The 26,675-nt window shown below is 73.8% G+C and carries 24 protein-coding genes; 9 read left to right on the top strand and 15 right to left on the bottom strand.

Annotated features, from left to right (window positions below; all coding sequences use genetic code 11):
• The first annotated feature begins 39 nt into the window (after positions 1-39).
• On the top strand, positions 40-711 hold the full coding sequence (locus QJS33_RS12845) for an SWIM zinc finger domain-containing protein (protein WP_306368165.1): 672 nt from the start codon (positions 40-42) through the stop codon (positions 709-711).
• Between the two features lie 21 nt (positions 712-732).
• Here QJS33_RS12845 and QJS33_RS12840 read toward each other — a convergent pair whose 3' ends face one another.
• On the bottom strand, positions 733-1,128 hold the full coding sequence (locus QJS33_RS12840) for a hypothetical protein (protein ID WP_306368164.1): 396 nt from the start codon (positions 1,126-1,128) through the stop codon (positions 733-735).
• 139 nt (positions 1,129-1,267) lie between these two features.
• A complete protein-coding gene (locus tag QJS33_RS12835) occupies positions 1,268-2,641 on the bottom strand; it encodes a serine/threonine-protein kinase (protein WP_306368163.1) in 1,374 nt (457 codons plus the stop codon).
• Positions 2,642-2,779: 138 nt separating this feature from the next.
• On the opposite strand from QJS33_RS12835, the gene QJS33_RS12830 reads away from it, so the two are divergent.
• Complete coding sequence (locus QJS33_RS12830; RefSeq protein ID WP_306368162.1) at positions 2,780-3,775, top strand: HNH endonuclease; 996 nt, start codon at positions 2,780-2,782, stop codon at positions 3,773-3,775.
• A gap of 287 nt (positions 3,776-4,062) precedes the next feature.
• Here the strand turns inward: QJS33_RS12830 and QJS33_RS12825 are convergent, their stop codons facing one another.
• Positions 4,063-5,235, bottom strand: a complete 1,173-nt coding sequence (locus QJS33_RS12825; protein ID WP_306368161.1) for a restriction endonuclease — start codon at positions 5,233-5,235, stop codon at positions 4,063-4,065.
• A gap of 782 nt (positions 5,236-6,017) precedes the next feature.
• Entirely contained in the window at positions 6,018-6,593 is a 576-nt protein-coding gene (locus QJS33_RS12815) for an ATP-binding protein (protein ID WP_306368160.1), read from the bottom strand.
• A gap of 248 nt (positions 6,594-6,841) precedes the next feature.
• Here QJS33_RS12815 and QJS33_RS12810 point away from each other — a divergent pair, with 248 nt between their 5' ends.
• The 6 genes from QJS33_RS12810 to QJS33_RS12785 all read left to right on the top strand — a co-directional run bounded on the left by QJS33_RS12810 (position 6,842) and on the right by QJS33_RS12785 (position 10,445).
• Entirely contained in the window at positions 6,842-7,702 is an 861-nt protein-coding gene (locus QJS33_RS12810; RefSeq protein ID WP_306368159.1) for a helix-turn-helix transcriptional regulator, read from the top strand.
• Positions 7,702-7,887 carry a DUF397 domain-containing protein gene (locus QJS33_RS12805; RefSeq protein WP_306368158.1) on the top strand — a complete coding sequence of 62 codons (186 nt, stop codon included), beginning with the start codon at positions 7,702-7,704 and terminating at the stop codon, positions 7,885-7,887. Before QJS33_RS12810 ends, QJS33_RS12805 begins: the two co-directional genes overlap by 1 nt.
• A 135-nt stretch (positions 7,888-8,022) precedes the next feature.
• Positions 8,023-8,322 carry an NIPSNAP family protein gene (locus QJS33_RS12800; protein WP_306368157.1) on the top strand — a complete coding sequence of 100 codons (300 nt, stop codon included), beginning with the start codon at positions 8,023-8,025 and terminating at the stop codon, positions 8,320-8,322.
• Between the two features lie 247 nt (positions 8,323-8,569).
• The gene (locus QJS33_RS12795) at positions 8,570-8,995 is read left to right on the top strand and encodes a hypothetical protein (RefSeq protein WP_306368156.1); all 426 of its coding nucleotides are present in this window, start codon (positions 8,570-8,572) and stop codon (positions 8,993-8,995) included.
• Positions 8,996-9,043: 48 nt separating this feature from the next.
• Positions 9,044-9,301, top strand: coding sequence for a hypothetical protein (locus QJS33_RS12790; RefSeq protein WP_306368155.1), 258 nt, complete (start codon positions 9,044-9,046; stop codon positions 9,299-9,301).
• A gap of 136 nt (positions 9,302-9,437) precedes the next feature.
• On the top strand, positions 9,438-10,445 hold the full coding sequence (locus QJS33_RS12785; RefSeq protein ID WP_306368154.1) for a hypothetical protein: 1,008 nt from the start codon (positions 9,438-9,440) through the stop codon (positions 10,443-10,445).
• Positions 10,446-10,563: 118 nt separating this feature from the next.
• Here the strand turns inward: QJS33_RS12785 and QJS33_RS12780 are convergent, their stop codons facing one another.
• From QJS33_RS12780 to QJS33_RS12755, 6 genes are all read right to left on the bottom strand, one after another.
• Entirely contained in the window at positions 10,564-10,782 is a 219-nt protein-coding gene (locus tag QJS33_RS12780) for a hypothetical protein (RefSeq protein WP_306368153.1), read from the bottom strand.
• A gap of 507 nt (positions 10,783-11,289) precedes the next feature.
• The gene (locus tag QJS33_RS12775) at positions 11,290-12,000 is read right to left on the bottom strand and encodes a DUF5710 domain-containing protein (RefSeq protein WP_306368152.1); all 711 of its coding nucleotides are present in this window, start codon (positions 11,998-12,000) and stop codon (positions 11,290-11,292) included.
• A 260-nt stretch (positions 12,001-12,260) separates the two neighbouring features.
• Entirely contained in the window at positions 12,261-13,112 is an 852-nt protein-coding gene (locus QJS33_RS12770; protein ID WP_306368151.1) for an oxygenase MpaB family protein, read from the bottom strand.
• A complete protein-coding gene (locus QJS33_RS12765) occupies positions 13,079-13,438 on the bottom strand; it encodes a hypothetical protein (RefSeq protein WP_306368150.1) in 360 nt (119 codons plus the stop codon). The genes QJS33_RS12770 and QJS33_RS12765 overlap by 34 nt, the downstream gene beginning before the upstream one ends.
• 57 nt (positions 13,439-13,495) lie before the next feature.
• Entirely contained in the window at positions 13,496-14,797 is a 1,302-nt protein-coding gene (locus QJS33_RS12760) for an MFS transporter (protein WP_306368149.1), read from the bottom strand.
• A 495-nt stretch (positions 14,798-15,292) separates the two neighbouring features.
• A complete protein-coding gene (locus QJS33_RS12755; RefSeq protein ID WP_306368148.1) occupies positions 15,293-16,318 on the bottom strand; it encodes an SEC-C domain-containing protein in 1,026 nt (341 codons plus the stop codon).
• Between the two features lie 500 nt (positions 16,319-16,818).
• On the opposite strand from QJS33_RS12755, the gene QJS33_RS12750 reads away from it, so the two are divergent.
• A complete protein-coding gene (locus QJS33_RS12750) occupies positions 16,819-18,384 on the top strand; it encodes a hypothetical protein (protein WP_306368147.1) in 1,566 nt (521 codons plus the stop codon).
• A gap of 120 nt (positions 18,385-18,504) precedes the next feature.
• Here the strand turns inward: QJS33_RS12750 and QJS33_RS12745 are convergent, their stop codons facing one another.
• The 5 genes from QJS33_RS12745 to QJS33_RS12725 all read right to left on the bottom strand — a co-directional run bounded on the left by QJS33_RS12745 (position 18,505) and on the right by QJS33_RS12725 (position 26,600).
• Complete coding sequence (locus tag QJS33_RS12745) at positions 18,505-19,818, bottom strand: DUF5685 family protein (RefSeq protein WP_306368146.1); 1,314 nt, start codon at positions 19,816-19,818, stop codon at positions 18,505-18,507.
• 145 nt (positions 19,819-19,963) lie between these two features.
• Positions 19,964-21,025, bottom strand: a complete 1,062-nt coding sequence (locus QJS33_RS12740; protein ID WP_306368145.1) for an SEC-C metal-binding domain-containing protein — start codon at positions 21,023-21,025, stop codon at positions 19,964-19,966.
• Between the two features lie 346 nt (positions 21,026-21,371).
• Positions 21,372-24,872, bottom strand: a complete 3,501-nt coding sequence (locus QJS33_RS12735; RefSeq protein WP_306368144.1) for a hypothetical protein — start codon at positions 24,870-24,872, stop codon at positions 21,372-21,374.
• Between the two features lie 352 nt (positions 24,873-25,224).
• Complete coding sequence (locus QJS33_RS12730) at positions 25,225-26,193, bottom strand: aldo/keto reductase (RefSeq protein WP_306368143.1); 969 nt, start codon at positions 26,191-26,193, stop codon at positions 25,225-25,227.
• Positions 26,193-26,600, bottom strand: a complete 408-nt coding sequence (locus QJS33_RS12725) for a MerR family transcriptional regulator (RefSeq protein WP_306368142.1) — start codon at positions 26,598-26,600, stop codon at positions 26,193-26,195. Before QJS33_RS12725 ends, QJS33_RS12730 begins: the two co-directional genes overlap by 1 nt.
• Positions 26,601-26,675: the final 75 nt, after the last annotated feature.

Here is a 26,675-nt window from a genome sequence, read left to right as displayed (position 1 = left end):
CCATCCCGGGAACCGCACCCGCCGTGGTGTCATGAAGCCATGACCTCCCTCACCCGTGAATCCCTCCGCGACCTGGCCGGGCACAAGTCCTTCGACCGCGGCATCGACTACCTGGGGCGGGTGTCCGGCCTCCGGCACCAGGGCGACCGTGTGCGGGCCACCGTGTCGGGGACCCGCCGCTACCGCGTGGAACTGCGCACCGGACGGCGCTTCTCCTGGGACTGCACCTGCCCGTGGGCGCAGGAGGGCAACTGCTGCAAGCACGTGGTCGCGGTGGCCCTGGTCCACCTGTACGAGCAGGAGCACGGGTCCACGGCGCCCGCCGTGCCCGACCCCGAGGACTACCTGCGCTCCCTGGACCGCGAGGAACTCCTCGCCCTCCTCCTCTCCGAGACCGACCGCTCCCCCGCCCTCGCCCTCGACCTCCAGGTGCGGGCGGCCGCCTCCACCGCAGACCTGGACGCCCTGCGCGTCCTCTTCGAAGGGGCCCTGCGCCTCACCGACACGGTCCCCTGGGAGCACGCCGCAGAGTACGCCCGCGCCGTGCGCGGCGCGGCCGACGCCGTCGACCTCCTGGCGGGCTCCGGCCGTGTCGAGGAGGCGATGGAGCTGACCGACCTACTGCACTCCCTCACCGACGAAGCCGAGGAGATGGTCGAGGACCCCGACGGCGAGGTGTCCGCGGCCCTGGAACACCTCCGCGGGTTCTGACCCAGCCCTCCTCGACCTGGATCAGAGGAACCGGTAGTGGGCGTAGACCCGGTTCACCTGCCCGGTCCAGAAATCCAGCTTCTGGGCCGGGGAGGCGTTCGGGGTCAGCAACCCCTTGTCCACCGCCAGGGCGTAGAAGCCCGGGCCGGGGTCGTTCCCGCCCTGGTAGAGGGTGATGGCCGAGATCATGGCGCCGACCTCGGGCAGGGTCCGGTCCACCGCCTCCCCGAGCAGGCGACCCACCGCCGCCCGGTCGGCCTCCCGAGCGAAGTCCAGGGCCCGCTGCCCGGTCCGCACCACAAGAGCGCGGCTCAACTCTGTGTAGGTCGCCACCGCCCCCGCCCGGGCGCGCTCCTCCAGGAAGCCCACGGTCGCGTCGACCAGTTGCTCCCATTCGACAGCGGTCTTTCCGTACACGCTTCCTCCATCGCGTCGGCGCACTGCCGTGAACCGGCGGCCGGGAAGACCGCGCAGTGGCGCGAACCTATCCGAGCCCCGGGGGCGGTTCCAGAGTCTTAGGTCCGGAAAGCGACGGATCGCCGCGCAGGCACGGCGTTCACCGCGCCCCCGCACCACCCGAACACCAGCGGCCGGTGTCCGGATGGGCGGCCGCTGCCACGGCACCGGCCGCCGTACCGGCGCTCACCAGACCGAACACGACGGCGATCAACGCCAGGGACCACGGCCCTCCCAGGAAGAAGACCTGCACGATGATGCTCGCCCCATGCACGGACACCGCCACGCCCGTCCTGATGACCGTCCGCCTCCCGGCCTCCCTCCGCCGGGACAGCCACCACGCCCCCAGGAAGAGAAGCGGCGCCTCGATAAGGCCCGCCACCAGGTTCACCACGATCGCCCAGGTCGGTGCACCGGGAAAGAGAAGGCCCACGATGGCCAGCACAACGATGACCAGGCTCCCGAGGGAAGCGGAGCGGGCCAGACCCACCGCCCTCCTGGCGGTGCGGCCGTCCGGCTCCGGGCCCGTTCCGGACCCGGGAGTCCGACCCGCCCCGCCCCCGGCCTCCGTCACGACCGCCGTCGGCCGCAACGCCCCTCCCCAGGGGAGGACCTCGGTGGCCCCTTCCCATTCCTGCCACCCGCCGCCGACGGTACGCCCGTCCACCGGCGCCAGCGCCGCCAGCCGGGCCGTCAGCGCACCCGGGTCGGGTCGCGCCCCGGGGTCCTTGGCCAGGCAGTCCCGCACCACCTCCGCCAGCGCCCCGGGCAGCCCGGACAGGTCGGGCTGCTCGTGCACGATCCGGTAGGCGACCGCGTGCCCGGGCCCCTCCCCGAAGGGGCCGTGCCCGGTCGCGGCGAACACCAGCAGGCAGCCCAGCGAGAAGACGTCCGACTCCGGGCCGACCCGCTCCGCCCGCACCTGCTCGGGTGACATGAACGAGGCGGTGCCCAGTACCGTGGCGGTGCGGGTGTAGGACGTCGTGTCCAGGGCCCGCGCGATCCCGAAGTCGATCAGCCGCGGCCCCTCCCCGGACAGCAGCACGTTGGCGGGCTTGAGGTCGCGGTGCACGATCCCCTGCGCGTGGACGGCCGCCAGCCCCTCCGCCAGCCCCGCCCCGAGCGCGGCGGCCTCCTCCGCCGGCAGCGGGCCCCGGTCGGCCACCACCCGGTGCAGCGACGGCCCGGGCACGTAGGCGGTGGCCAGCCACGGCGGGTCCCCCTCAGGGTCGGCGTCGACGACCGGCGCCGTGTAGAACCCGCCGACCCGGCGGGCGGCCCTCACCTCGGTGGCGAACCGGCGCCGGAAGTCCTCGTCCTCGGCCAGTTCGGGCCGCACGACCTTGACGGCGACCCGGTGCCCGCCGGGCGACCGGCCCAGGAACACCCGTCCCATCCCGCCGCCGCCCAGCCTCCCCTCCAGCCGGTAGGGGCCGATCCGGGCCGGGTCGCCGTCGCGCAGGGGGTCTGCCATGGCACCGCTTTCGCGTAGGGGGTCCGCTCGGCCCCGATGATCCCAGAACCCCCGCCCCCGGACACCCCACCGCCGGACCCGGCCACCGGCCGGTGGCCCGATAAAAAAGTGAAAGCCGCCAAAGACATAATTCACCGTATGAAGGCATATGTCGGCGTCACCGACCGGCCCTGGGCCGAGTTCCTCGCGCAACGCCCCCACCTGAAGGAGATCAACTTCTGGCGCCCCTCGTCGGAACAGGTCTTCAAGCGCATCGCCACCGGAGACCTGTTCCTGTTCAAGACCCGGTTCCCGCACAACAGGATCGTCGGCGGGGCCGTGTTCAGCGGGTTCGCGCGGGTCCCCCTGTCCACCGCCTGGGAGGCGTTCGGCGAGGGCAACGGCCGAAAGCACGTGGACGAACTCAGAGACGCGCTCAACCGGTACCGGGCCAAGGAGGGCAACCCCGAGATCGGCCCCGGCGAAGACCCCCTGATCGGCTGCATCATGCTGCGCGACCCGGTGTTCTTCGACGAGGGCTCGACCTTCCCGCCACCGGAGGACTTCGCGAAGAGCCTGGTCCAGGGCAAGGGCTACGACGACATCCTCGGAGACGACCGACACTCGGCCTACTTCGCCCCGATCGCGGAACGCGTCCTGGCCGCCACCGGCGACCCCGTGGACGACGGGCCGGAGGACACCGCCACCTGGGAGCACGACGGGCCGACCCTGGGCGGATACGGCCGGTCCCGTCGGCGCCTCGGCCAGCAGGCGTTCAAGCTGGCCCTGCTGGAGGCCTACGGGGGCAGGTGCGCCGTCACCGGACTCGACCTGCTGCCCGCCCTGGACGCGGCCCACATCCACCCGGTCGCGGACGGCGGCCTGCACCGCCTGGACAACGGCCTGCTGCTGCGCGCCGACCTGCACAGGCTCTTCGACGCGGGCTACATCACCGTCACCCCCGACTTCACCGTCCACGTCAGCCCCCGCCTGCACGGCGAAGCCGCCGGTGAGTACTCGGCCCTCGAAGGCACCGGGATCCGGCTCCCCGAGCGCAAGGCCGACCGGCCGTCCGCAGACGCCCTGAGACACCACGCGGAAACGGTCTTCCTCCGGGAGGAACCGAACCTCCCCGGCGACGGCGGGAGCGCCTGAGCACACGCCCCGCGGGGCCGGGACGGGCCCGGCCCCGGGGAGCGGGCTTCACACACCCACGTGGACGATCTCGGGGGAAGGAGTCCCCCGCGGGCCCGAACGCATCCCGGGGAAGGTGGACGGCAGCGCCGGTGGAGAGCGCCGCTCCGCAGTGCTGGTGGCGGCGCCGGAACGGAGCGCTGGACCACACCGGACTCCCGAGGGCCGAGGCGGAGCCCGCCCGGCCGTCCGTGGCCCCTGGTGCGGCCTCCAGCGGAGCAGGGCTTTTGAAAGTCGCGTCCGCAGGCCTACGCCTCGGTGTCTCTGGGGCCGGGATCGTCGCCGGTCCTGGCCAGTTCGGCCAGGCGCCAGGCGGCGTCGTTCTTCCACAGAGAGCAGACGGTCAGAAGGGAGCCGAGTGAGTAGCGCAGATCCTGTTCCGCGGCGGCACGCGGCAGGTCCGTGCGGATCCATTCCACGGAACGCCGGTGCCTGGTGCCGTCAGGGGCGTCCGCGACGAACACGTAGTCCCCGGTGACACGGCCGATCGCCAGTACCGACGCCCTTTTGTGCGGCATGACGACCAAGTCCCCGGGCTGGATCTTGCCGCGGAAGGCCCACAGCTGACCCGCGTGGTTGCCGATGGTCCGCGGGTTCTCGCCCTTGTAGGCCTCTTCGGTGACTTCGACCATCCGGGCCCGGTCATCGACGGCGGTCAGATCCCCCATGCGGTGGAAGCCGATGCCGATCATGCCGGTTTCCAGTGCCCACGCCTCGGACTTGCCCTGACGGCCGCCTCTGACCAGCCAGGCGGGGGCCTCGGCTGACACCTCCACCGGCTGCGGGACGGCCGACAGGATGCCGGCGATCTGCCCGGCGACGCCCTCGATCCACTCCAGGGCGGCTTCGACGTCCGAAGCGGTCATGGGGGTGCGCCGGCCGTCCGCTCCCAGGTCCGCCTGGTGCGCGATGCGATTGCGGCGCTCGACCACGAAGTCCTGGCGTTCGCGGGCCTGGGCCGCCGTGACCCCGAGTCCCGCAGCGATGCGCTCCCAGATCTCCTGGGCGTTCAGGTGCGTGATGAGCCGCAGGCCCTCGCTGATGCCCCTGCTGCGCTGGTAAGTGTCCCGCCGGATCTCCTCGGTGATGAACTCGTCGAAGACCGAGCCCAGGGGGTTGTCCGCCATCTGCTCGACGGTGGCCAGGGGCAGCTTCAGCTTGGACAGGCGCTCGGGAAGCGGCCGCTCCTGCGAGCGGACCAACGCGCCCGCCCGCCTGCAGACCTCTTCGTGCAGCCAGTGGTCCAGAGCCGACACCGCCTGCGACCAGGCCGCCCGGTACAGGTCCTCAGGGTGGGCCGCGGCCAGGTCGCCGTAGTTCGCGCCGATGCCGCGCAGGCCCTCCAGGGCCCGCCCTCCGGTCACCATGTTGCGCGCGTAGGAGAGGTTGTTCTCGAACTGTTCGAAGGGGTGCGAACTCACGTGTGTCCATTCAGCTCGTTCGTGGTCCCGGGGGTGGGAGCCGGACGAACGTGGTCGAGTGAGCCCACGCTATAAGAAGCATCCGCGAGACCGCACGGGGATTCCCGGTCGCGGCGAAGAGCAATGTGCACCGTCGATTGGCCGTTTCCGAGCGGCTCGGGTCCGTACATCCTCACGGGTGCGGCGGCCAGAGAGCGGCCGGGCTCCCGCCTACCCGGCATGTCATCGGTACCGATGACGGATAGGCCCCTATCCACAGTTCGAACAGGGTGTGCGACCGCGCGGGGGGGCGCGGTCGCACCCGGTTTCCCGGACGGGCTCAGGGCCGACTGGGGAGCGGCCCCGGCAGGCGGGCGAGGGTATCGGTGTCGGGAACCTCGGCGAGGCCGGTGGACGAGGCCACCCAGTAGGAGCCGGTGGCCTCACCGAACCAGACGACCAGGTGCGGGTGGTCCTCCTGGAAGGCGGCGGCGAGGGCGTGCTCCCGCCGGTACTTCGGAGCGGTGGCCGCCGAGCCGGGGCAGGCGCTGGGCGCGCAGGGTACGGCAGGAGGGGTGCGCGCAGGACGGACAGAACGGGCCGACCTGCGGACTCCGCCTCGGCAGCGGTGGCGGCGGGCGGAACAGCGGGTCGCTGGAGGGCCGGGGGCCCGGGATAGGATGCGTCATCGATCCTGCTTTCCTACATATCGCAGTGTGGATTCCGGGATTGTGAGGGCCTGGGAAGAGCGTTGCCGCGCTCTCCTGGGCCCGTTTCGCGTTCCGGGGTGCGAAGACGGCCGTTCAGGCCGCGGTGGTCCACGGGTTGCCGGTCAGGTCGTAGGCGAGGAAGAACCACACCTGCCGGTGGTCGGCGATGCCGTTGTCGCCCCAGGAGGTGGACAGGGCGTCGACCAGCGCCAACCCGCGCCCCGACTCCGCATCCGCGTCCAGGCCGCAGGGGTCGGCGACCAGGTGCTCGCGCTGCCCGTCCGGAGTGGTGCGGCCGGAGAGGTCGCCCTGGTCGGTACAGGTCAGGTGCAGCCCTGTGCGGCGGCGCTCGCAGCGGAGCGTGAACGTTCCGAACGGCCGTCCCGACAGCGAATGCGTGAGCGCGTTGGACGCCAGCTCCGAGCCCAGCAGGGTGAACAGGTACCGGTAGTCGGCATCCCGCCCGGTGGCGCAGGTGTCCAGGAAGGCCCGCACCAGCGGCATCAGCTGCGGCGAGGACCCGAACTCGTAGGAACGCACGTTGTAGTGCGCCCGGCGGGCGTGCGGGTTGAAGTAGTGCCGGCACCGCCGCGGCACCAGCTCCCCCAGGGGAAGGGTCACCTCCGGCAGCGACGGCATCGGCGGAGGTGAGGGAACGATTGCGAGCATGACAAAGACACTCCTCGGCACAGACGAACAGGGAATCTCCGACAGAGACGGCCGGTGCGCCCACGGACAGGGGAAACCTGCGCGTTCACCGGACGCGGGGGACGGCCACGGCATAGCCTGACCAGCAACGACCCCCACCACCCTCGGTGAGGGATCGATCACCGACAACACCTTCACCATAAAACATGAGATTCAGAAAAGTCAACGCTGACTCATGAATCTCACTTCAGGTGCCCTAGACTGCTCCCATGGCAACTCTCCACAGCCCCACGCTCCGCCGCCGACGCCTCTCCGCTGAGCTCAAGCGGGCTCGCGCCGGTGCCGGTCTCACTACCACCCAGGTGGCCAAGGCCCTGAAGTGGGCGGCCGGAAAACTCAGCCAGATCGAGAACGCCGAGACTCAAACGGTGAAGCCCGGCGACCTCGACAAGCTGATGGACCTGTACCAGGTCACAGCTCCGGACAAACGCGAAGCCCTGCATGCGCTGGCCAAGGACGCCAAGGTGCGCGGCTGGTGGTCCAAGTACCGCGAAGTGTTCGGCCCTCAGTCGCTCCCGGACTTCGAGTCCGAGGCATCCACCATTCGCACCTTCGAATCCTCAGTCATCCCAGGTCTGTTGCAAGTCCCCGAGTACACAACAGCTCTACTCCAGGGAGGGCGTTATACCGAGCCATCCGCCCTTCAGCGTCGAGTAGATGCCCGCATGGAGCGACGCCAGATCCTGACCCGGATCAACCCCGCTCGATTCCGGTCTGTTTTGGATGAAGCAGCTCTTCGCCGTGTGATCGGCGGAACGAACGTCATGGCCGAGCAGCTACGGCATCTGCTGTATATGGCCAAGCTGCCCAACGTAGACGTGCAAGTGTTGCCCTTCTCCGCTGGTTCTCATGCCGCGCTGGTAGCTCCTTTCGTCATCCTGGACTTCCCGGACCCTCGCGACCTTCCCATCGTGTTCATTGAGACGGCTGGGGACGGACTCTTCCTGGAGGAGGCAGAAGAGGTGGAGCAACATACTGTTACCTTCGGCGATGTTCAGGGCTCTGCGATGAGCACGGCCCAGTCAGCAAGGTTCATCGCTGAGGTCCTCCAGTCCCTAGAGAGCGAATGATGAACAACGAGCTCGTGTTTCAGAAGAGCAGCTACAGCGGGCACGGACAGAACTGCGTCGAGGTCGCCGACCTGCCCTGCGGGGTTGCCGTCCGGGACTCCAAGCACCCGGCCCGGGGCCATCTACCCTTCCCCGCTGCGGAGTGGGACGCCTTCCTCACCTCCGCTCGCAGATCCCACCCGTAGCCCCGAACCACCATCCCGCCGCAGCGCCCCGCCCTCCCCCGGCCGGGGCGTCGGTGCTTTCCCAGCATGTTCGCCTCGGGAGAGCTGCTGAACTTCCGTCCGACCACGACACAGCACCCCTGGAAAAGCAGTGCCATGGCCACCACCACGCAACTCCGTACCTACACCGTCCGCGCAGGCCTGCTCCACGAGTGGGTCCGGCGCTGGCGGGAGGAGATCGTCCCCCTGCGCCTGAAGTTCGGCTCCTCCCTCGGCGGCGCCTGGATCGACCAGGAACGCGACCACTTCGTCTGGGAGATCTCCTACGACGGCCCCGAGGGCTTCGCCGAGCGCAACCGCATCTACTGGGGCTCTCCCCGGCGGGAGGCCCCGGCCCTGGACCCGAAGGACTACCTGCTCTCCACCGAGGTCCGCGAGGTCACCAGGGTCTACTGACCCCGCACCCGCCCCTCAACCCTCAGAGACCGCGAGCAGGTGCGTGCGGCGCTCCTCCGGTGTCAGGGCCCGGAAGGTACACCGCCGCGCTACTCGCGTCAGCTCCTCCAAGGGCATGTCGGCGTCCCACACCCGCACGGTGCCGTTGGTGGAGGCCGCGGCAACCGGGGGTGTGCAAGGTCGGAGTGGCCCCTGATCGGTTCGTGATCCGCCCCCGTGCGGCAGCGGGAGGTGGCATCATCCGGGCATGGGCAGAGACGACAGCGACGAGGCGTACGTGATCGGCCTGTGCGACGAGGTCCTCGGCGAGACCGGAACCCGGCAGCACAGGTTCGACTGGCTGCTCGGTGACCCGGGTGCCAACGGCAGGCGGGTCAGGCTCCCCGTCGACTCCTATTGGCCGGGGCGACGGCTCGTGGTCGAGTACCGCGAACTCCAGCACGACCGGCCCATGCCCCACTTCGACAAGCCCGACAAGCTCACCGTCAGCGGCGTGCACCGGGGCGAGCAGCGCGCCCTGTACGACCGGCGGCGCGACACCGAGATCCCGGCGCACGACCTGCGGCTGGTGGTGATCCGGCCCGCCGATCTGGACGCCGACGGCCGTGGCCGGCTGCGCCGGAACCGGGAGTCCGATCTGGAGGCGGTGCGAGGACTTCTCGGGCACGGATAGGGCCCCGGGTCTTGCCGTACACGGCACCCGTCAGCGGAGAATGGGGCCATGGCGACCTTTGACGGTGTCCGGCACAGCATCGAGGCGTGCGCGGGCCAGGTGTTCCACACCAAGAGGGGCATCCCGTTCGGCTACGCCGTCCGGCACGGGCAGGTCCACCTGAACAACACCGACCGCGTCATCCCCCGCACCGACTTCGCCGAGGCGTACGCGCTCATGCCGTTGAGCGGCCCCGGGAGGATCCAGGACCTCCAGGGGCCGTCGTACATCTTCGGCATCCTCACCGACCCCCGCATCGGGGCCTGACCCCGCCCTCTACGGACATCCAGGCGTACCGCGGCGGTGATGCGGCGGACGGCCCCCTGACGACGAGAAGGACCACCGTGGAATCTCCGCCTCTCCGGCGTGCCGGGACCGAGCAGCAACGGAAGGGGGCCCGGGCATGACCGACGAGCGAGACCTGATCGGGTACGACGAGCCCCGTGTCCTGGGCGAGGTCTTCCCCGACCGGAACACCGCGGGCCCCGACCACCGCAGGTGTTCCACCTGCGGGACCGTTCTGCCCGCCGACCGGTTGACGGTCGTCAAGCGTCGGCACGCCCGGCACGCGAAGGGGTGGCTACGGATCCACTGCCCCGACCATGCCGTCCGCGCCGTGGGCGGCGCCTCCGGGTCCGCGACCGGCCCGTCGAGCAGGTCGCGACCACTCGACGGCCGCCTGATCGACACGACGTACGACTTCCAGACCGACACCCCCGCGGGCAAGGACCCCGACGCCTTCAGCGACACCCTGCACCACTACCACCGGACGCTCTGGAGCAGGGAACTCCCCGACGGAACACGCTTCGACCTGACCGATGCGAGGCCGGGGGGCTACCTCGTCCACGAGTCGGACAAGGGGCTGTTCTGGCTCAGCAGCGACGCCGTCGTCCCCACGTTCCCGCACAAGGCGGCGGCCGTCGTCGCGGAACTCGACGACGGCGAGTTCGAGGCGTTCTGGAACCTGGCCTACACGATCGGCGGGACGATGATCTGGCCGGGCAACAGGATCGGGACCAAGCAGACGATCAACGGCGCCCGCGGCTTCCACCCGCGGATCGCCGACCGGTTCGACCTGACCGTCGAGTGCGTCCGCCGCCACTACGCGGGCGGGCGGAGCCCGCTCGGCGACGTTCTCGCCCGGTACACCGACTTCTTCGCCCTGTTCGAGACCTTCGAGGGGTTCATCGACCACTTCCTCCTCCACGACCTGCTCGACGGGGGCCGGGTCCGGTTCGCGATGCCGTTCGACGAGTTCGCCATGCCGTCGGTGCCGCCGGACCTGGCGACGTACCGCCGGTACATGGAGACGAGCATGGAGTTCATCCACGCCAGGAACGCCCGCATCGCCGCGTACGCCGGGACTCTTCCTGTTCCTTCGGCCGAAGGGACGACGGCACACGGCGGGTGAGGCGCCTGCCGTCCGGGCGCGGTGCGCGCCCCTCCCCCGGCGGTGTCGCCGCACCGGTGTTCGGGAAGATCGTCGGCCGCCGCCCCGGACGCACCTTCCCCGTGGCCTGCCTTGACCGTTAGTCGATCGACTCGCCGTACGTGTCCTGCACCTCACGGTTCCCCAGCGGCTCGGCCAGCTCCACTTCCACCGCAACCGTGCGAACGTCCTCCGCCAGGCACGAGTCCCGTGAGGACAGGTAGGTGCCGTGCAGGGTGACGGTGTCCTCGGTCTCCTCCGCGCGCACCGTCACCGGGTCGGCGGCCCTGTGGCACCGGCCCAGGACCACCCGCACCACCAGCGTCTGCGACTCCTCACTTCGTCCTTTCCACCGTCCCGGGTGGTCTCCCACGCGACGAGAGAACCGTCGGCCACGGCTTCGGCATGTCCCTCGTTCCTCCCGCCGTGCGACCACAGGACCTCTCCTGACGAGCGGTCCAGGGCCACGATCCCTTCCTCGTGGACCACAACGACGCCCCCGGGAAGCGGAACGAGTGCGTCGGCGGATGTGCGATCGTCCGTTTCCCACACCAGGTCCGCCGCACCCGCGGCCCGGCCGGTGGTGGTACTCCCACACCGTCGTCTCCGGTGGAGCAGGCCGTGAGGAAAAGAGAGGTGGTCAGGAGCAAGCTCAGGGGGGACCGGGCCGCACCGCCGGCCCCGATGCCGATCGATCGCGACCAGGCCATGTCCACCGCTTCGCCCTGCCCGTGTTGTGGTGACGGAAGTACACCACGACGTCCTGGTAGGCGGTTCCGGCTTTCCGGGCGGCGGCGGCCCGGTCGCTGCCGGTCGGACGGCACTGTCACCGGAGGGGTTGCCTGCGGAGGAGTTCGGTGCGGGCCTGGTCGGCGCGGCGACGCGCTTCGGGCGGGGGCTGGACGGTGATCCCCGCCCCGGTGAGCATGCCCAGGTCCAGGTCCCAGACCGTGCGGGAGCGGTGTTCCCAAAGGGCGAAGGCCTCGTCGACGTGGTGCCGGGCCGCTGTCGGGGATGCTCCCGTGACGGCGATCAGGTGGGCCATCGCCTGGGTCGCGAGCCCCTTCACTTGGGCGAGGCCGAAGTGGGTGACGGTGTGGCAGGGCGTGCAGACGCAGATCAGCCGCCGCAGCGTCTGCGTCCTGGAGCGCTCGTCGAACGTCCACCGTTCGTGCACCTCCAGCCAGCGCTGCGCGGCACGGTCGGCGGACGCTCCGCAGATCTCGCACACCCGGCCCGCGCGGTTCACGACCATGCGCCGCAGCCGCTCCCAGTCCTGTTGGGAGACGCAGGAACGCACGTTGGTGAACCAGCAGGTGGTGGGCACCAGGTCGACGAACAGGCCGGAGCCGAGTGAGCGGTCCTCGCCGGGGAGCAGGTCGGGGACGTCGGGGCGCGCCGCCCAGCGCTCCAGCGCGGCGATGCCCGGCCGGGGCGCGTACCAGCGGCGGGCGCCGGGGTCCCAACGCGCGCCCTCGGCCTTCGCCAGGTCTTTCTCCGCGTAGGGGACGTCGAGCCAGATCCGTTCGGTGGGCACCGTACTCCTCGCACAGGGTGGGGGCTCAGCGGTGATCGAGCAGTGACTCTAACGGTGCGCGCATGTCGGAGCCAGTACCACCGAACGGCCGGAAACGGCCATGGAGAAGGGCTTTCCGACTCTGGCGGGAGGTGGGGCGGGCACCGTCCTGGAGTCGGTGTGCTTCCGGCGGCGCCCGGGTCGGGTCCGCCCCGGCCGGTCCGGGAAAGGCCGACGGGGAGCAGTGCCCGCGGCCGGGGCGCGGGTACGGGATGGTGCCTTCAGTCGGCGGAGCCGGTGGCGACGCGCTGGTAGGCCGTGGGCCGGGCGGGCCGGGCCGCCAGGTCGAGGGCGGCCGCCAGGTTGCGGTCGATCGCGGCCTGCCAGCGCTGCGGGTCCCGGCGGCGGCGGTCGCGCGCCAGCGCGAGCCCGGAGAGCACGGGCCCAGCCAGGCGTCGGCGAGCGGGAGGGGGGATCCGCAGGTCCTGGCACACGGCGTCGCCGTGGATCCGGCGGGCGATGGCGTTCAGCGCCGGCCGGGCCGGTTCGCGCGGGACGTGGAGCAGTCCGTGCAGCGCGGAGGTCGCCGACTCCAGGGTCGCGTCCGCCAGCACGGCGGAGTCCTCCGTGGCCGGTCCGGTCACGGTCTGGAAGACGGCGTCCAGGCGGGCGGCGGCCTCGTTGCCCGCGATCCCCCGGACCAGGCGCTCGTCGATCCCCAGCAGGTGGGCGACGTACCACCGGTAGCGGTACAGGTCGGCCTGTTCGCGGCTGCTCAGCCCGAAACCGAGGATCGCCTCGGCCGTGTAGGCGGTGAGGGTGAAGTCCGTCCAGGTCCGCCCCAGGTCGACCTGGTTGGTCGGGCTGCCGTCGGCCGAGGCGTCGTAGCCGCGGTTCAGCGCGAGCCTGCGCATGTGCGCGTGCAGCATCCGCACCTGGAGGGTCGCCGCGTAGCCCGGCCGTCCGACGCGCAGGCAGCCGGGCAGCATGACCCGGGTGAGCCACGCCCCGGTCTCCTGGATGCGCCGCTGCGCGGAGTCGACCAGCCGCCCGGTGGTCGTCAGCACCGTGGAGATCGACGGTGATCCGTAGACCCGGATCAGGGAACCGGCGTTGAGCGCGATGACGTGCACCGGCGGCGGCGAGGTGTGGAACGGCAGGGGTCCCCGGTCGAGCAGGGCGTCGTCCGCGTAGTCGGGCAGACTCTCGGTCTGCCGCAGCAGCGCCTCCAGTGCCGGGGCGGGTCGGTGAGGGAGGCCAGGCCCTCCCGGATGCCCTGGTCGACCACGGGCCTGTCCTGTTGTGTCCCGAGCCGGTGCATCTCGGCGACGACCGCGTCGGCGAGCGCGTCGCCGGTGGTCAGCGCCCACTGCATCAGGTCGGCTCGGGCGCGTCCGAACTGGGCGAGAACGGTCGCCCGTCCCGCCCGCCGGGTCGGCCAGGGGTTCTGTTCGGTCATGGTCTCTCCTGGGAGGGTCGGTGTCGGCCGTCCGCCCGGGCGGACGGGGTGGGATGGTCAGCCGCAGGCCCGGGGCCTGTCAGGGGAGCCGTGGGGGTCGCCGCTCCCGGCGATGGGGTCGCCGCTCCCGGCGATGCCGCTGAGCACCTCGGCGGCGGCGAGCTCGTCGCGGGCGGCGAGGCGGTCGAAGCCGTGGACGGCGGGGTGGGCGTAGCGGCCCAGGGTGGCGATGAGGACCGCGTCGGCGACGAGGACGCCCGTCAGGACGGGGATGACGGGGTCGTAGGAGCCCAGCAGGTCGTAGCCCAGCCCGAGGAGGAGCGGCCCCAGCGCGCTGTCCAGGAGGAACGCGGTCTGGATCAGGCCCGGGATCCGGCCGAAGTGGCGGGTGCCCAGGTAGCGGGTGATGAGCAGGGTGAGCAGGTCGCCCTCGATGCCGAAGGCGACGCCGATGAACGCGACCGCGACGGCGGCGCCGGTGAAGGGCGATTCCAGGAAGAGCATGCCGGCGATGGGGGCGAGGATCACGACCGGTCCGACGACGGTCGCGTGCACGCGGTCGAGGACGAGGCCGCCGGCGACCCGGCCCACGAGCGAGGCGAGGCCGAAGACGACCAGCAGGGTGCCCGCCTGCTCGGTGGCCGGCCCGCGGTCGGTCATCATCGGTACGAGGTGGACCTGGAGGCCGTAGACGACGACCCCGACCAGGCCCAGCCCGAGCGCGATGGCCCAGAACCGCCGGGTGCGGACCGCATCGCCGACCATCAGGCCGGGGAGTTCGAGGCTGACGTCGCGGCCCTGGGCCCGGGTCTCCCGGACGAGTCGTCCGCGGACGTGGTGTTCGGCGCGGGCGCGCACGAACAGGGTGACCATCGTGACCGACACCAGGACCGAGACCAGGGCCATGAGGCCGTACGCCGACCGCCATCCGACGCTTTCGAGGAGTGCTCCGGTCAGCAGCGGGGCCAGGGCCGAGCCCAGTCCGATGATGCCCGTCACGACTCCGACGGCGAGGGCGCGGTTGTTGTCGAACCAGCTCACCACCGCCCTGGTGGCGGGCACGGCCGTCCCGGCCCCGAAGAAGCCCACGAAGAGGCACGGGACGAGGTAGACCCACTCGACCGGCGGCACCAGGCCGATCAGCGCCATGGAGGCCGCGAACAGCACGAACCCCGGCACGAGGATGTGGCGGGCGGCGAAGCGGTCCACGAGCTGCGCGACGACGACCAGGCCGATCGCCATCCCGACCGCGGCGACCGAGAACGCCCCGGTGTCGGCCCGCCGCGCGGGCGGCGCCGCAGGGTCGGCGGGCTGCGGCGCGAGGAGGTCGCGTCGCTGTGCCGCACGTCGGCCGGCCACCACTCGCGTCCGGGGCGGGAACACGGCCCGCGGCCCTCCCCCGGATGCCCGCCTCGATCGCCCAGGGGCCGGCACCCGTCGCTCGACGAGCGCGACCACCTGCTTCCGCCCGGCCGGCCACGATCCGCCCCCGGGGCACGTCCAACGGGCGTATCGGCCCCGAGCCCCTGCGCGTGCCCGCCGCCCGGCCGAACCGCCGCCGACGCACAGCGAGGAGTTCCGGCGGGTGTGGGACCACCGGGGCGGGGTTCGTCCCCGCGACGTCGGCGCGCCGGAGCCGCACCGTCGGCGGTCGGCCGGTCCGGACCAGGCCCACCTGTCGAGGGTCTGCGCCGCCGCCCCCGGCACCGTGAGCCGCGAGAAGCCCGAGGTGCTGTCGGTCATCGGCGCTCGGTGCTCCGGTGGCGCGGGGGTCGGCAGCGGCGCGAGGCCCGGTTCACGGCCGGAACCGGCCGGATGGGGCGCGGTCGGTGACGGGGCCCGGCCGGTGCCGGGTCAGCGGTGGGTCGGGGAACCGCAGCACTTCTTGTACTTGCGGGTGGAGCCGCACCAGCAGGGTTCGTTGCGGCCGGGCGGCCAGGCGGCCGACCACGGGCCGTCGACGGTGGTGGTCGCCCGCGCCCACTCCAGATGGGTCCGGCGCTCGGCCGGGTCCAGGCCCGCGTCCTCGGCGAACGCCGTGATCTCGGCGACGCCGTGCAGGAGCACCCGCTGCGGTGTGCCCGGGTGTTCGCGGGCCTGCCCGCGCATCATCGCCTCGGCCGCGCGGTAGTAGGCGTCGGCACCGTGCTCCGCCGTCTCGCCGGTGAGCAGGCCCCGGTCGCGGGCCTCCTCGAAGGACTCCCGGGCGAAGAGCACCTCGACGTGCATGTCCGGTTCGCCCTCACCCGGTGGGAGGTCGTCCTCCCACCCGGGTTCCCCGTCGTCCAGCGCCATCTCCCGGGCCGCCACCGCGATCGCCGTCACGTCGTGCGCGTCGGGGGCGAACCCCAGCCGCATGCGCATGTCGGCGCGGTGCATCAGGAGTTCCAGGTCGTAGGGGCCCAGGTCCTCGATCTCCTCGGCGGGGCGGACCAGGTGGGCGCGGGCGGCGATGTTGTAGCAGTGCAGCGCCTCGGCCGTGGCGCCCCGTTCGCGGAGCTCGTCGGCGAGCATGAACGCGGGCGTCTTCTCCAGGTTCCCGGGCCTGAGGAGTTCGGCGGTGATCCGGTCGGCCTCGGCCGTGTCCTCTGGCGCGCCGCTCTCGCGGAGCGTGTACGCGAGCTCGATCGCCGCGTACTGGCCGTCCTCCGGGGTGGGCGGGTGTTCGCGGAGCGCTCGCAGCACTCGGAGGGCCTGGTCGCGTCGGCCGTTCGGGAGGAGGTCCGCCGCCACGGCGTCCATCAGGATCTCCCTCCGCTCCTGTGGGTGCGCCTGCGCGTCGCGCAGAACGGCCTCCGGAAGGTCCAGGGCTCGCAGGGCGGTCATCAGGGCGTCGTCGTGCCGGGTCGGGGGCACGTCCACGGAGGTGTCTTCGGCCATGTCCACCACGTTATCCCCGTGCGTCGGGCGCCGTCCGGATGTTCACAGGGTTCCCCGCACCGGATCACGGCCGGGGCCGTCGGGTGGGGTCATGTCCCGTGGAGTGGTGCGAGAACAACGGATGTTCGAACAAGAACGGATCACTGACCGGTATGTCGTTGCCTTTGGGGCGCGGGGGTCGAACGAAGTCACACCGCTCGGTGGGACACCATCTCGGGTGGTGTGTTCGCGCGCGGGAGGTGGGAAGCGGGTGCGGATTGCACGAAACCGCCCCCGGTACGGGCCCGCGGACGGTAGAACGGTGGTCGTTGCGCGCGGTGAGGCGGTCGTCGCGGAAAGTGCTATGTGAGCGGGGAACGGCAATGGTGTGGACTGGCACGGACGGCGGCCGACCGGTCCGGCCGCGGATCGTCTCCGGGGGTGAGCGATCCCCGGCGGCGGAGACCGGCGGAACCGGTGGTGGCACCGGGGGTGCCGGTGAGTGTTCGGCCCGGGGGGTCGTGGCCGAGCCCGGGTACGGCGGCTTCGAGGAATCGCTGCCGGTGTCGGGGTGGGGCATGGGCGGCCGCGTCGCGTTCGCGCTGCCGGACGGGACGGGACCGGCCCGGGCCGCCGCGCGGAGCGTGCCCCTGCGCGACCTGCTGGACCTGGCCCGGTGGCTCGCCCCGTGCAGACCGCTGACCAGCGCAGGGATGCTCGGTGCCGACGACGTGCGCGCCGTGGTGGCGGAGCTGGGACTGTGGCCCGCGGTCACGGAGGCGGCCGCCGCCGACCGCGCCGACCGGTTGCGGCGGCTGAACGACGCCCGGGACCTGCCGGAGTTCGCCGCGCTGTGGCGTGCGGCGGTGGAGCTGGGGGTCGTCGAGGTGGAATCCCAGGTGGCGCGCCCCGCCGCCGGGTTCGCGGACGGGGACCCCGATGGGCTCCTGGCCGTGTGGGAGGCCCTGTTCCGGTCGGCCGTCAGGGGTGATGAGATCCCCGGGCGGGAGGTCGGCGGGAACGAGGTCCTGCCCGCCGCCCTGCGTGTGCTGCTGGGGATGCCCGAGGGCGCCGCGGTCCCGCTGATGGAGCTGGTCGATCTGGCGTGGCGCATGCGTCGCGACCGGTACCCGGCGGAGCTGGAGCCGCGGGCCCGTGCGACGGTGACCGAGGCGGTGTACGCCGGTGTGGTGCGGTTGGCCCGGGCCGGGGCGGTCCGGCTGGTCGGGGTCTCCCCCGCCGGGCTCCTGGTCCCGCACCGGCTCGGCCGCGGACGCTCGCCGCTGCCGCTGTGGCCGGGGGCCCAGGAGACGACGTCGACCGAACCGGTCGACTGCGCGGTGGTGCTCACCGCGCTGGGGCGCCACGGAACGCGGCTGCTCGCACCCGGGGACGGACCGCGTGCGGAGCCGGTCGCCGCGGACGCGGTGCCCGCTCCGCGTTCCGCGGCCGGGTCCGCCGGCGCGAGCGCGGACACGGGCGCCGCCGGCCGGGCCGCCGATACCGGGACCACCGGGTTCCTCGACCGGCTGAGCACGCTGCCCCCGCGGTGGCACGACGCGGAGATCGGTCCGTGGCTGGCCGGGCGGACGGCCGCCGAGGCGGTCCGGGACATCGCCGCCGCGACCGCCAAGCCCGGACCGCTGGGGGCGCTGCGCCGCACCATCGGGGTGTCGGTGCTGGCCGCGGTGGGCGACGGGGCCGCGCCGGAGCTGCGCGCCCTGCTCGGATCCGGGAGCCCGGAGGTGACCGGGCTGGCGGCCGGGGCCCTGATGGCCCTGCCCGGGACCTCTCCCGGGGAGCACCGGGACCTGCTCGCCGAGTACGGCCCCTGGTGGACGATCGACACGGTGTCCGGGCTGTTGGCCCTGGGCGAGGAGCACTTGGGGGAGCTGTTCGGCCCCGGGGTCGGGGAGGGGCCGGACGCTCTCGGTGAGCTCCTGCTGTCCGGGCAGGAGCGGGTGTGGCGGGTCGACCACCCCGAGGCCCTGCCGGTCCTGGAGGCGCTGGGCCGCCTGCACCCGGACGCCCGGGTCGCGGCGGCCGCGCGCCGGGCGGCCGACAGGGCCCGTACCCGTCGAGGGTGACGGGCACGGCCGCTCCGGGAGGGCCGTCCTCCCCGTCCGCCCGAGGCACCCGTCACCGGGGGCGACGCCCCGGTGGGGAGCCCGTGGAAGGCCCGTGGAGGAGGTGGCGGAGGGCGGCGGTCAGTCGCAGCAACAGCAGCAGTCGCCGTCGCAGTTGCAGTCCGGGCAGTCGCACCCGTCGCACCAGGCGTCGCGCCGCTTGCCCGTCCAGGGGCCCGGGTGGGGGTCGCGGCAGCAGAACTGGCAGCTACAGCACATGAACAGCGCCACCGCGCAGCCGGCGATGGGCCCCCGGCGCTTGGGCGGGTGATGCAGTCGCGGGGTTCCGCAGGTGCACGTCTCACAGCAGCCGCCGCCGTCCTTGTCGCGGCCGCCGCGGTCCCCTCCGCCGTAGGAGTGGGCGTCGTAGCCGTCGCCGGAGGTGCCGCTGTCGTCGCGGCGGCGCCTGCGGTTCCGGTCCGGGTGGCCGTGGGGGTGGTGCGGGCCGCCGGCCGGGTACTGCCCGGGGTGCCGGTGCGGGTGCTGTCCGGGGCGCGGGCGCTGCCCGGGGTGCGGGTGGCCGTGGCCGGGCGGGTGGTGGCCCGCCCGGGAGAAGGTGCGGTCGACGGCGCGGCCGAGTTCGCGCACCAGGAGGGCGCGGACCAGGCGGTCGTCGGTGAAGGCGGTCTCCGCCAGGGCCGGTCGGACGCCCAGCACCGCGTCGTCGCACAGTTCACGGGCCCGGTCCGGGCCGGTGCCGGTGGCGGTGAGCGGGTTCCACGCACCGCGGGCCCGGTCCTCCTCCAGGTCCTCGACGGCGTCGAGGAGGTGGGCGATGCGGCCGAAGAGGCGGCCCGCCTCGCGCAGCGGCCCGGTGTTGGCCGGGCGGCCCGCCAGGACGGCGGTGTGCGCGAACGCCTCTCCGGTGGCCTCCTCGGTCGGGGCGGTGACGGTGAGGACGTCGGTGCCGGGCCCGGCCGAGAGTTCGAGTTCGCGCTGGCGGTCGATGACCGCGAGGAGGGCGGAGCCGTCGAGGCCGAGCCCGTCGCCGGAGGCGGTGGCGCCGCGCCGCCAGCGTTCGGCCGTCCGGCCCGCGAGGGCGCGGACCCCGCGGCGGGCGTAGAGGCCGTCGCCGTCCTCGATGTGGTCGGTGATCTTGGCCGAGGCCAGCATCAGGGACACCGCGGCGGCCAGGTGCGCGCCCGCGCCGTCGGCCGCCCGCGCCCCGCGCATGCCGCGCAGCGGGCAGCGTCCGGCCTGCCTGGTCCCGGCCTGCTCCGGGGCCTGGGCGGCGGTGAGGACGGAGATGACCAGACCGTCGTAGTTGGTGGCGATCCGGGAGACCTGGCCGTGGTCGTCGCGCAGGGCCAGGCACAGCCCGCACATGTGGGCCGTCCACTCGTCGGCCAGCCCATCGGGCAGAGTGTGGCGACAGGGGCGCAGGATTCCGAACACGGGCGCCACCTCACTTCCGGATCGTCGCGATGGGACGACGGTTCGATGCCGCGGGCGGCCTCCGGGTTCCAGGGGCATCGGGCAGGAGGGCGGCGGTGCCGCCCTGCCGCGGTCCCCCTGCCCCGGCCCGGGCCGACCGGGCGGGTCAGCGCAGGGAGGCGGAGCCGCAGCACTTCTTGTACTTGCGGCCGGATCCGCACCAGCAGGGGTGGTTGCGCTCGGGCGGCCAGGGCGCGACGTGCGGGGAGTCCGGTGCAGGGACCGCCGAGACCCAGGCGCGGAGGGTGCCCGGGTCGGCCGGGTCGAGGCCGTGTTCGGCGGCGAAGGCCGCGACCTCGTCCGGGGTGACCGCGATCGTGCCCAGGCGGACGTCCGGGAAGCCGCGGGCCTGGGCGCGCAGGGTGCGCTCGACGGTGTGGTGGTGGGCGGCCGGGTCGGCGGCGTCGGCGGACAGCAGGCCGCGCTCGCGCGCCTCGCCCAGTGCGGGGTGGGGGAAGAAGGCGTGGTTCTCGCGCACGGTCTCCGGGACCGGGCGGGGGGCGCCGGTGTCCTGGGGGAAGGCGCCGGAGAAGTCCTCGGGGAGCTCGGGGAGGGGGAGGTCGGGGGCGGTGGTCCCACCCGCCAGGCGCCGGAGTTCGGCGGCCGCGTCGGGCAGGTGGCGGTCGGCCTCGCGGGCGGCCAGGTCGTGGCCGTCGGGGGACAGGCCGAGGCGTTCGCGGACCGCGGCCCGGCCCAGGAGGGGCATCAGGCCGATGCGGTTGAGGTCGGCGACGGTCTCGGCCGGGCCGGACAGGATGCTGCGGCAGGCGATGTTGTAGCAGTTCAGGGCGCGTTCGAGGGCGCCGTCGGCAGCGAACTCCTCGGCGAGGAGGAGGGCGAGGACCCGGTCGAGGCGGCCGGAGTCGAGGAGGTCGGCGATGAGCCGGTCGGCCGTGTCCGCGTCGCCCCGGCGGCGCAGGAGGGTGGCCAGGGCGTGGGTGGCGTACTGGCGGTGCGCCTCCTGCGGGGCGTGGGAGCGCAGGGCGTCCAGGAGGGCGCGGGCACCGTCGGGGGCGGTGTCGCCCAGGTCCACCGCGGCGTCGAGGAGGAGGTGCGCGTCCGGGGCCGCGGCGAGGGCGGCGCGCCGCCGCTCGGGCAGGGGAAGGGCGTGGACCGCCTCCAGCAGCGGTTGCGGGAGGGTGGCGGGGACCGGCGGTGTTCCTGTCATCCCTCCAGGTTAGGAGCGGGCGCCACCCCGCCGCGCCGCTCGCGGGCAGCGGCGGTGCAAGGCAGCGGAAGGTCACAGCCCGAGGCCGTGGTCGGGTGCCTGCGGCAGGGGCGGCGGTCGGCCCCCGCCGTCGCGGACCGGCGGGCGGATCCGGACGGCCCCGGGATGTGACCGGTGGCGGCGGTGCGGACGTGTCGGAGCCGTCGGGGCCGGGAGTCGGCCGCCCGGGGTGCGGCCGCGCGGACGCGGGGAGGGAGGGCCGCCGCTCGGGGTCCCACCGTGGCCTGCCGGGGTGCGGTGGCGGACGCGGCGGAGCGTGCTGGACCGGGCGGACCGCCGGGCGGGATCAGAGCGGCCACCAGGGGGCGCCGGTGAGCGGGTCGAGGAGGTCGAGGGCGCCGACCCCGAAGCGGGCCCCGGCCTCCAGGCCGGTGATGAGGAAGGCGAACAGGAGCAGCACCACCAGCACGCGGACGGGCCAGCGGCGCGGCGGGGGCCCGGTGGTGGGGGGTTCGTCGTCGTCCTCCCGGTCGATCCAGGAACGGTCCAGGCGGGCGACCTCGCGGCGGGAGTCCTGGAGTTCGGCGTGGTAGTGGTCGCGTTCGTCGCGCACGCGCTGGAGTTCGGAACGTTCGGCGCGCACCGCGGCGCGGGCGTCGACGAGGTCGACGCGGGCCTCCTCAGGGCCGTACTTGGTGAGCCAGCGCTCCAGGCGGGCCAGGGGGAGGTCGACGTACTGGGTGGGCCAGTTGTCCCCCGCGGCGGCCTGCTCGGCGGGTTCGGGTGCGGTCTCGGCGGCGTAGTCGGGGGTGTCGGGGGGTTCCGGGTAGGGGGCGGTGTCGGGGGCGTCGGTGTCGGCGGCGGAGAAGAGGGGCGGGGCCTCGTCCGGGGTGCGTTCCGCGGCGGGCGGGAACTCTTCGGGGTCCGGGGGTTGCGGGGTCGACCGCGTGGGGCGGCCCCCGAAGGCGCCCTCGGCCAGGGCGCGGACCCGGCCGTCGGAACGCGGCGTTTCCGGCGCCTCGGCGCTGGGGGTACCGCCGGCGGGGCTGTCGCGCCGGGTGGTCCGCTTGCGGAAGAGGCCGGTGCGGATGGGCGAGGGGGAACGCCGGGCGGGGGCGGGGGGCTCGGGGTCCTGCGGGGCTTCGGGCTGCGGGGCTTCGGGGTCCTGCGGGGCTTCGGGGTCGGCGGCGGGGGCGATGCGCGGTCTGCGGGGTTCGGGGGCGTCGAAGATGCGCGAAGGGCGCTCCTCCGGCCGGGGAGTGCCCGGGTCCGGGGACTCGGGGGCGGTGGTCGGCTCGGTCGGCGTCGGCGCGATGCGGGGGCGGCACGGACCGGCCGCACCGTTGCCGAACCCGGGGCCGGGGTCCGGGGCGGCGGACGGCCACAGTGCCTCGTCCGGGTCCGCTCCGCCGGAGGCGACGGGGGCGACGCCGGGCCAGAGGGGTTCCTCGGTTTCGGGCTCGGGGCCCGGCGCCTCCACGGCGGCCCGGCCGCTGGGGACCGCGGGCTCGGGGGGAGCCTGGGGTCCGGTCTCGTCGGTGCCGGGCGGTTCGACCTCGGGCAGGGCGGAGGCGGCTTCGGCGGCGGCCGCCCAGACCGCCCAGGCCCGGGCGGGGAGGTCTCGGGCACGGGAGGTGCTCGGGAAGGGGGAGGACGGGGGCGCGGAACCGCCGCCGGTGTCACCGGGCAGGGGTTCGGCCTCGGGCAGCTCGTCCCCGACCGCCGCGGTGCCCCCGCTGTCCGCGGGGTGAACGGTTCCCGCCGCCTCGGTATCCGTGATGCGGGTGGGGTCGGTGCGGCCCGCGGGGATGGGCACCGCCGTAGGACCGCCGGGGTCGACGGGCCGTGCGGGACCGTCGGAGCCGTCGGAGCCGTCGGAGCCGTCGAAGGCGACAGGGTCGCCGGGGCTCCCGGGGAGGGGCTCCGCCACCGGCAGGTCGCCCTCCGTGTCCGCGGGACCGGTGGAGTCGGACGGCTCACCGCCGCCGGGGTGGACCGGGGAGGCCTCGTCGTCCACGAAGCGTGCGGCGTCGGTGGGGGTGCGGGAGACGGCGGGCAGGGGTTCGGCCTCCGGCAGGTCGCCCTCCGTGTCCGCGGGACCGGTACGGCCGTCGGGATCGGCCGACGCCCCGCCGTCGACAAGGCCGGAGACCGGACCCCCGACATCCATGGCACCCGCAGGGCCGACCGAGTCGGACGGCTCACCGCCGCCGACGGGGCGGACGGGGGAAACCTCGTCATCCACAAGGCGTGCGGCATCGGTGGGGGTGCGGGGAACGGCGGGCAGGGGCTCCACCACCGGCAGGTCGTCCCCCAGGACTCCGGAGGGTTCGCCGGTGTCGGGGAAGGCACCGCCATCGACGGCGCTGAAAGCCGCATCCCCGGTACCTGTGAGGCCCGTGGGAGCGGAGGAGCCGCTGCCGGGACCGTCAGGGGCGTCCGCAGGTGCGTCCTCGGCCGACTCCCCGGCATCCGTGAGGCGTGCGCCGTCTGTGGAGGTGACGCCGTCCGTGGAGGTAGGGTGCGCGGCCGCCGACAGATCGTCGCCCGAGCCGACGGGGCCGGTGCGGTCGCCCGGTCCCCCGCCACCGGTGGGGCCGGTGGGGCCGGTGGGGTCTTCGGTCTCCGCGGGGCCGGGGATGCCCTCGGTGACGAAGCGGCGCAGACGCGCGGCTCCCTCCGGGCGGGCCACGGGTACCGGAGGCAAAGACGTGGCCGCGGGTGGTTCCGGCGAGTGGTGCGGGTCGTCCCGCACGGTTTCGGCTCCGGGCTCCGGGCCGTCCGCGCTGCCCTCGACGCCGCCTCCGCTCCCGGCCTCGTCCACCGCAGGGGCGGCGTCCGGGTCGGGGAACGGGCGGGCGGCGGCGTCCCGGCCCCCGCCCCCGGCGCCGTCCGCCGCCGGGGCGGCCGACGGGCGGGGGTCCAGCCAGTCGGTGAGGAGGCCGCGGCGCTCTCCGAACGTCGGCGCGTCCGGGACCCCCCGCTCCGCGAGGTGGTCCGCGAGCGCGTCCCCGCCTTCCTCGCGCAGCACGCCCACCAGGCGTTCGGCCACCGTTCGGAACTCCGCGCCGGGCATCCGCAGCAGCGGCCCCGCCCCCGTCGGCGGCCCGAAGACGATGTGCTGACGGCTCTCCTCCAGCACCGGGTCGTACGTGGACAGCGACCACTCCCAGCCCGGCGCCGGGCTCGTCCCGCGCGGGCTCAGCACCTCGTACAGGCTCCGGTGCAGCCCCCACAGGAAACGCAGCTGCACCGCGTTCCACAGGTCCGCCCGCCCCGGGTCCAGGAACACCCGCACCGGCAGGTCGGGCCGCTCCAGCGCCGCGGCGACCCCCAGCGCCAGCAGCTCCTCCCCGCCCGGGGCGGCGAGGTCGGCCGCGCGGCGGTCGCGGGCGCGCACCGCGCCCGGCGCCGCCGACCGCTCCCAGGGTTCGGGGGCGTCCAGCACCGGCATCGTCGCCCACCCCGGCGCGGGCGGGCGGGTGCGGTGCGGGCGGGTGTTGGGGTTCTCGTGCAGGCTCAGGAGGCGCGGCAGGGTGAGCCCCTCGGCCGGGCCGACGATGGCCCAGGCGTGCGCGGCCCCGACGTCCCCCGGCCAGCGGTAGACGAGCGCGGCCTGCCCGTCCTCGTAGGCGCGCACCCACAGCGTCTCGGGGTGCTCGGCCGGATCGGGCAGGCACACCCGGTAGTCGACGGTGAGCGCCGGTTGGAGGCGGTTGCGCCAGGCGCGCAGGGTGAGGCGTTCGTCCTCGGTGAGGGAGGAGGCGGCGGGCCCGGGGCCGACGCGCCCCAGCAGGGTGGGTTCGGCCCAGGCGAAGTGGATCTGGTGGTACGTGCTCTCGGGCAAGTGCCCCTCCCCGCGGGTCGCCGGGGCGGTGGGATCCGACCGCCGCCTCTAGGGAAGGTATCCGGTCAAACGCCGGTAAAAACCGTGTTCGCGAACATGTGCACGGCGCGGGCCCGCGGTTGCTCAGGCGTCACTCGTGTCCCAGGAGCGGTGGGAGACCCCGGGCGTCCGCTCCCACCTGCCCTTACCCGGTCCGACCTGCCCGGATCCGGGACCGGTACGGGTCGGCCGCGGCGCGCGGGGCCGGTGGGTGTCCGCTTCCGGCCGCGCCCCGGCGCACCGGGGCGCCAGGGCGGGCCCGGTGCGCCCCGGTGCGCCGGGGCGGGCCCGGGCGGCGGCCGGTCCGGACCGGTCAGTGGGCCGCGTCGAGGGTCTCGCACTGCTCCGGGGTGAGTTCGAGGTCGGCGGCCTCCACCGCCTCGTCGAGCTGTTCGGCCCGGCTGGCCCCGATCACGGGGACGATCCCGCCGCCGATGAGCCAGGCCAGCACCACCTGGTTGCGGGTCGCGCCGGTCTGGCGGGCGACCTCGTCGAGCGCGGCCAGCCGGTTGCGGGTGCCCGGGTGGTCGTAGGCGGGGCCGAGGTCGGCGGCGCGTTCGGGCCGGGCGTAGGCCCCGCCGAGCAGCGGGGTGTACACCGTCAGGACCAGGTCGCGCCCGGCGGCGTTCTCGGCGCTCACGTAGTCCAGCAGCTCGGGGGTGACGTGGGTGAACCCCAGGGACTCCAGCTGCACCTCGTGGCGGGGCTGTAGGTAGCTGTACCGGTATTGCAGAGCGGTCACCCGGTGCCCGTGGGCCTGTGCCGCGGCCCGGGCGCGCTCCAGCCGCCAGGTGCGGTGGTTGCTCATGCCCAGCTGCGCGACCGCGCCCTCGTCGACGGACCGGGACAGGGCCGCCATCGTCTCCTCAAGCGGGGTGTTCGGGTCCTCCTTGTGCGTGTACAGCAGGTCGATGCGGTCCACGCCCAGCCGCCGCCGGCTGCGTTCGACGGCGGTGGCGACGGCCTCGGCGGACAGCCCCTCCCAGGATTCGGGGCCGCCCCCGGGAACGGTGGGCTGGGCGCCGAGCTTGGTGGCGATGACGACCTCGTCGGTGATGCCGCGCTCGCGCCGCCAGCGGCCCAGGAAGACCTCGCTCTCGTGCCCCTTGAAGCCGTCGACCCAGTACTGGTAGCAGTCGGCGGTGTCGACGAAGGTGCCGCCCGCCTCCATGAACCGGTCCAGCAGGGCCGCGGAGGCGGCGTCGTCGGTCTGGCTGCCGAACTTCATGGCGCCCAGGCACAGGGCGCTGGCCTTGCGGCCGCCGATCTCGGTGTAACGCATCAGTTCTCGTCCTTGAGGGTGTGGGCGGTCTGGGCGGCGCGGTCGGAGAGGACGCCGAGGTAGTAGTCGATCTTGTGCTCGATGGCGCCCTGGCGGTCGATGAGCTCGGCGATGCGGGCGTCGAGCCGGTTCTTGTGCTCCTGGAGCACGTCCAGGCGCTCGGGGATGGTGTGGTCCCCGGAGCGGACGAGTTCGGCGAACTCGCGCAGCCGGGCGATGGGCATGTCGGTGTCGCGCAGGCAGCGGATGAGGTGGAGGAGTTCGACGTCGTCGGTGCGGTAGCGGCGGTGGCCGCTGGGCGCCCGGTCCACCCGGCGCAGCAGCCCGGCCTTCTCGTAGTAGCGCAGCGTGTCGAGGGTGAGATCGAAGCGCTCGGCGATCTCCCCGGGGGTGTAGTAGTCCTTCACGGGTCAAGCATGGGACCTGGAGCGCACTCCAGGTCAAGGGCCGTTCCCGAACGGCTTCCCCGAACGGGCCCCGGG

The sequence above is a fragment of the Nocardiopsis sp. CC223A genome (assembly GCF_030766825.1).
Lineage (GTDB): Bacteria > Actinomycetota > Actinomycetes > Streptosporangiales > Streptosporangiaceae > Nocardiopsis.
The sequence above is the reverse complement of the archived record's forward strand: the minus strand, read 5'-3'. Positions and strand labels throughout refer to the sequence as shown.

Bases quoted from the DNA above. Each gene is read 5' to 3' on its own strand.
- QJS33_RS12845 (WP_306368165.1), top strand. From the start codon at position 40: ATGACCTCCCTCACCCGTGAATCCCTCCGCGACCTGGCCGGGCACAAG.
- QJS33_RS12835 (WP_306368163.1), bottom strand. From the start codon at position 2,641: ATGGCAGACCCCCTGCGCGACGGCGACCCGGCCCGGATCGGCCCCTAC.
- QJS33_RS12830 (WP_306368162.1), top strand. From the start codon at position 2,780: ATGAAGGCATATGTCGGCGTCACCGACCGGCCCTGGGCCGAGTTCCTC.
- QJS33_RS12815 (WP_306368160.1), bottom strand. From the start codon at position 6,593: ATGCTCGCAATCGTTCCCTCACCTCCGCCGATGCCGTCGCTGCCGGAG.
- QJS33_RS12810 (WP_306368159.1), top strand. From the start codon at position 6,842: ATGGCAACTCTCCACAGCCCCACGCTCCGCCGCCGACGCCTCTCCGCT.
- QJS33_RS12805 (WP_306368158.1), top strand. From the start codon at position 7,702: ATGAACAACGAGCTCGTGTTTCAGAAGAGCAGCTACAGCGGGCACGGA.
- QJS33_RS12800 (WP_306368157.1), top strand. From the start codon at position 8,023: ATGGCCACCACCACGCAACTCCGTACCTACACCGTCCGCGCAGGCCTG.
- QJS33_RS12795 (WP_306368156.1), top strand. From the start codon at position 8,570: ATGGGCAGAGACGACAGCGACGAGGCGTACGTGATCGGCCTGTGCGAC.
- QJS33_RS12790 (WP_306368155.1), top strand. From the start codon at position 9,044: ATGGCGACCTTTGACGGTGTCCGGCACAGCATCGAGGCGTGCGCGGGC.
- QJS33_RS12785 (WP_306368154.1), top strand. From the start codon at position 9,438: ATGACCGACGAGCGAGACCTGATCGGGTACGACGAGCCCCGTGTCCTG.
- QJS33_RS12765 (WP_306368150.1), bottom strand. From the start codon at position 13,438: ATGACCGAACAGAACCCCTGGCCGACCCGGCGGGCGGGACGGGCGACC.
- QJS33_RS12755 (WP_306368148.1), bottom strand. From the start codon at position 16,318: ATGGCCGAAGACACCTCCGTGGACGTGCCCCCGACCCGGCACGACGAC.
- QJS33_RS12740 (WP_306368145.1), bottom strand. From the start codon at position 21,025: ATGACAGGAACACCGCCGGTCCCCGCCACCCTCCCGCAACCGCTGCTG.
- QJS33_RS12730 (WP_306368143.1), bottom strand. From the start codon at position 26,193: ATGCGTTACACCGAGATCGGCGGCCGCAAGGCCAGCGCCCTGTGCCTG.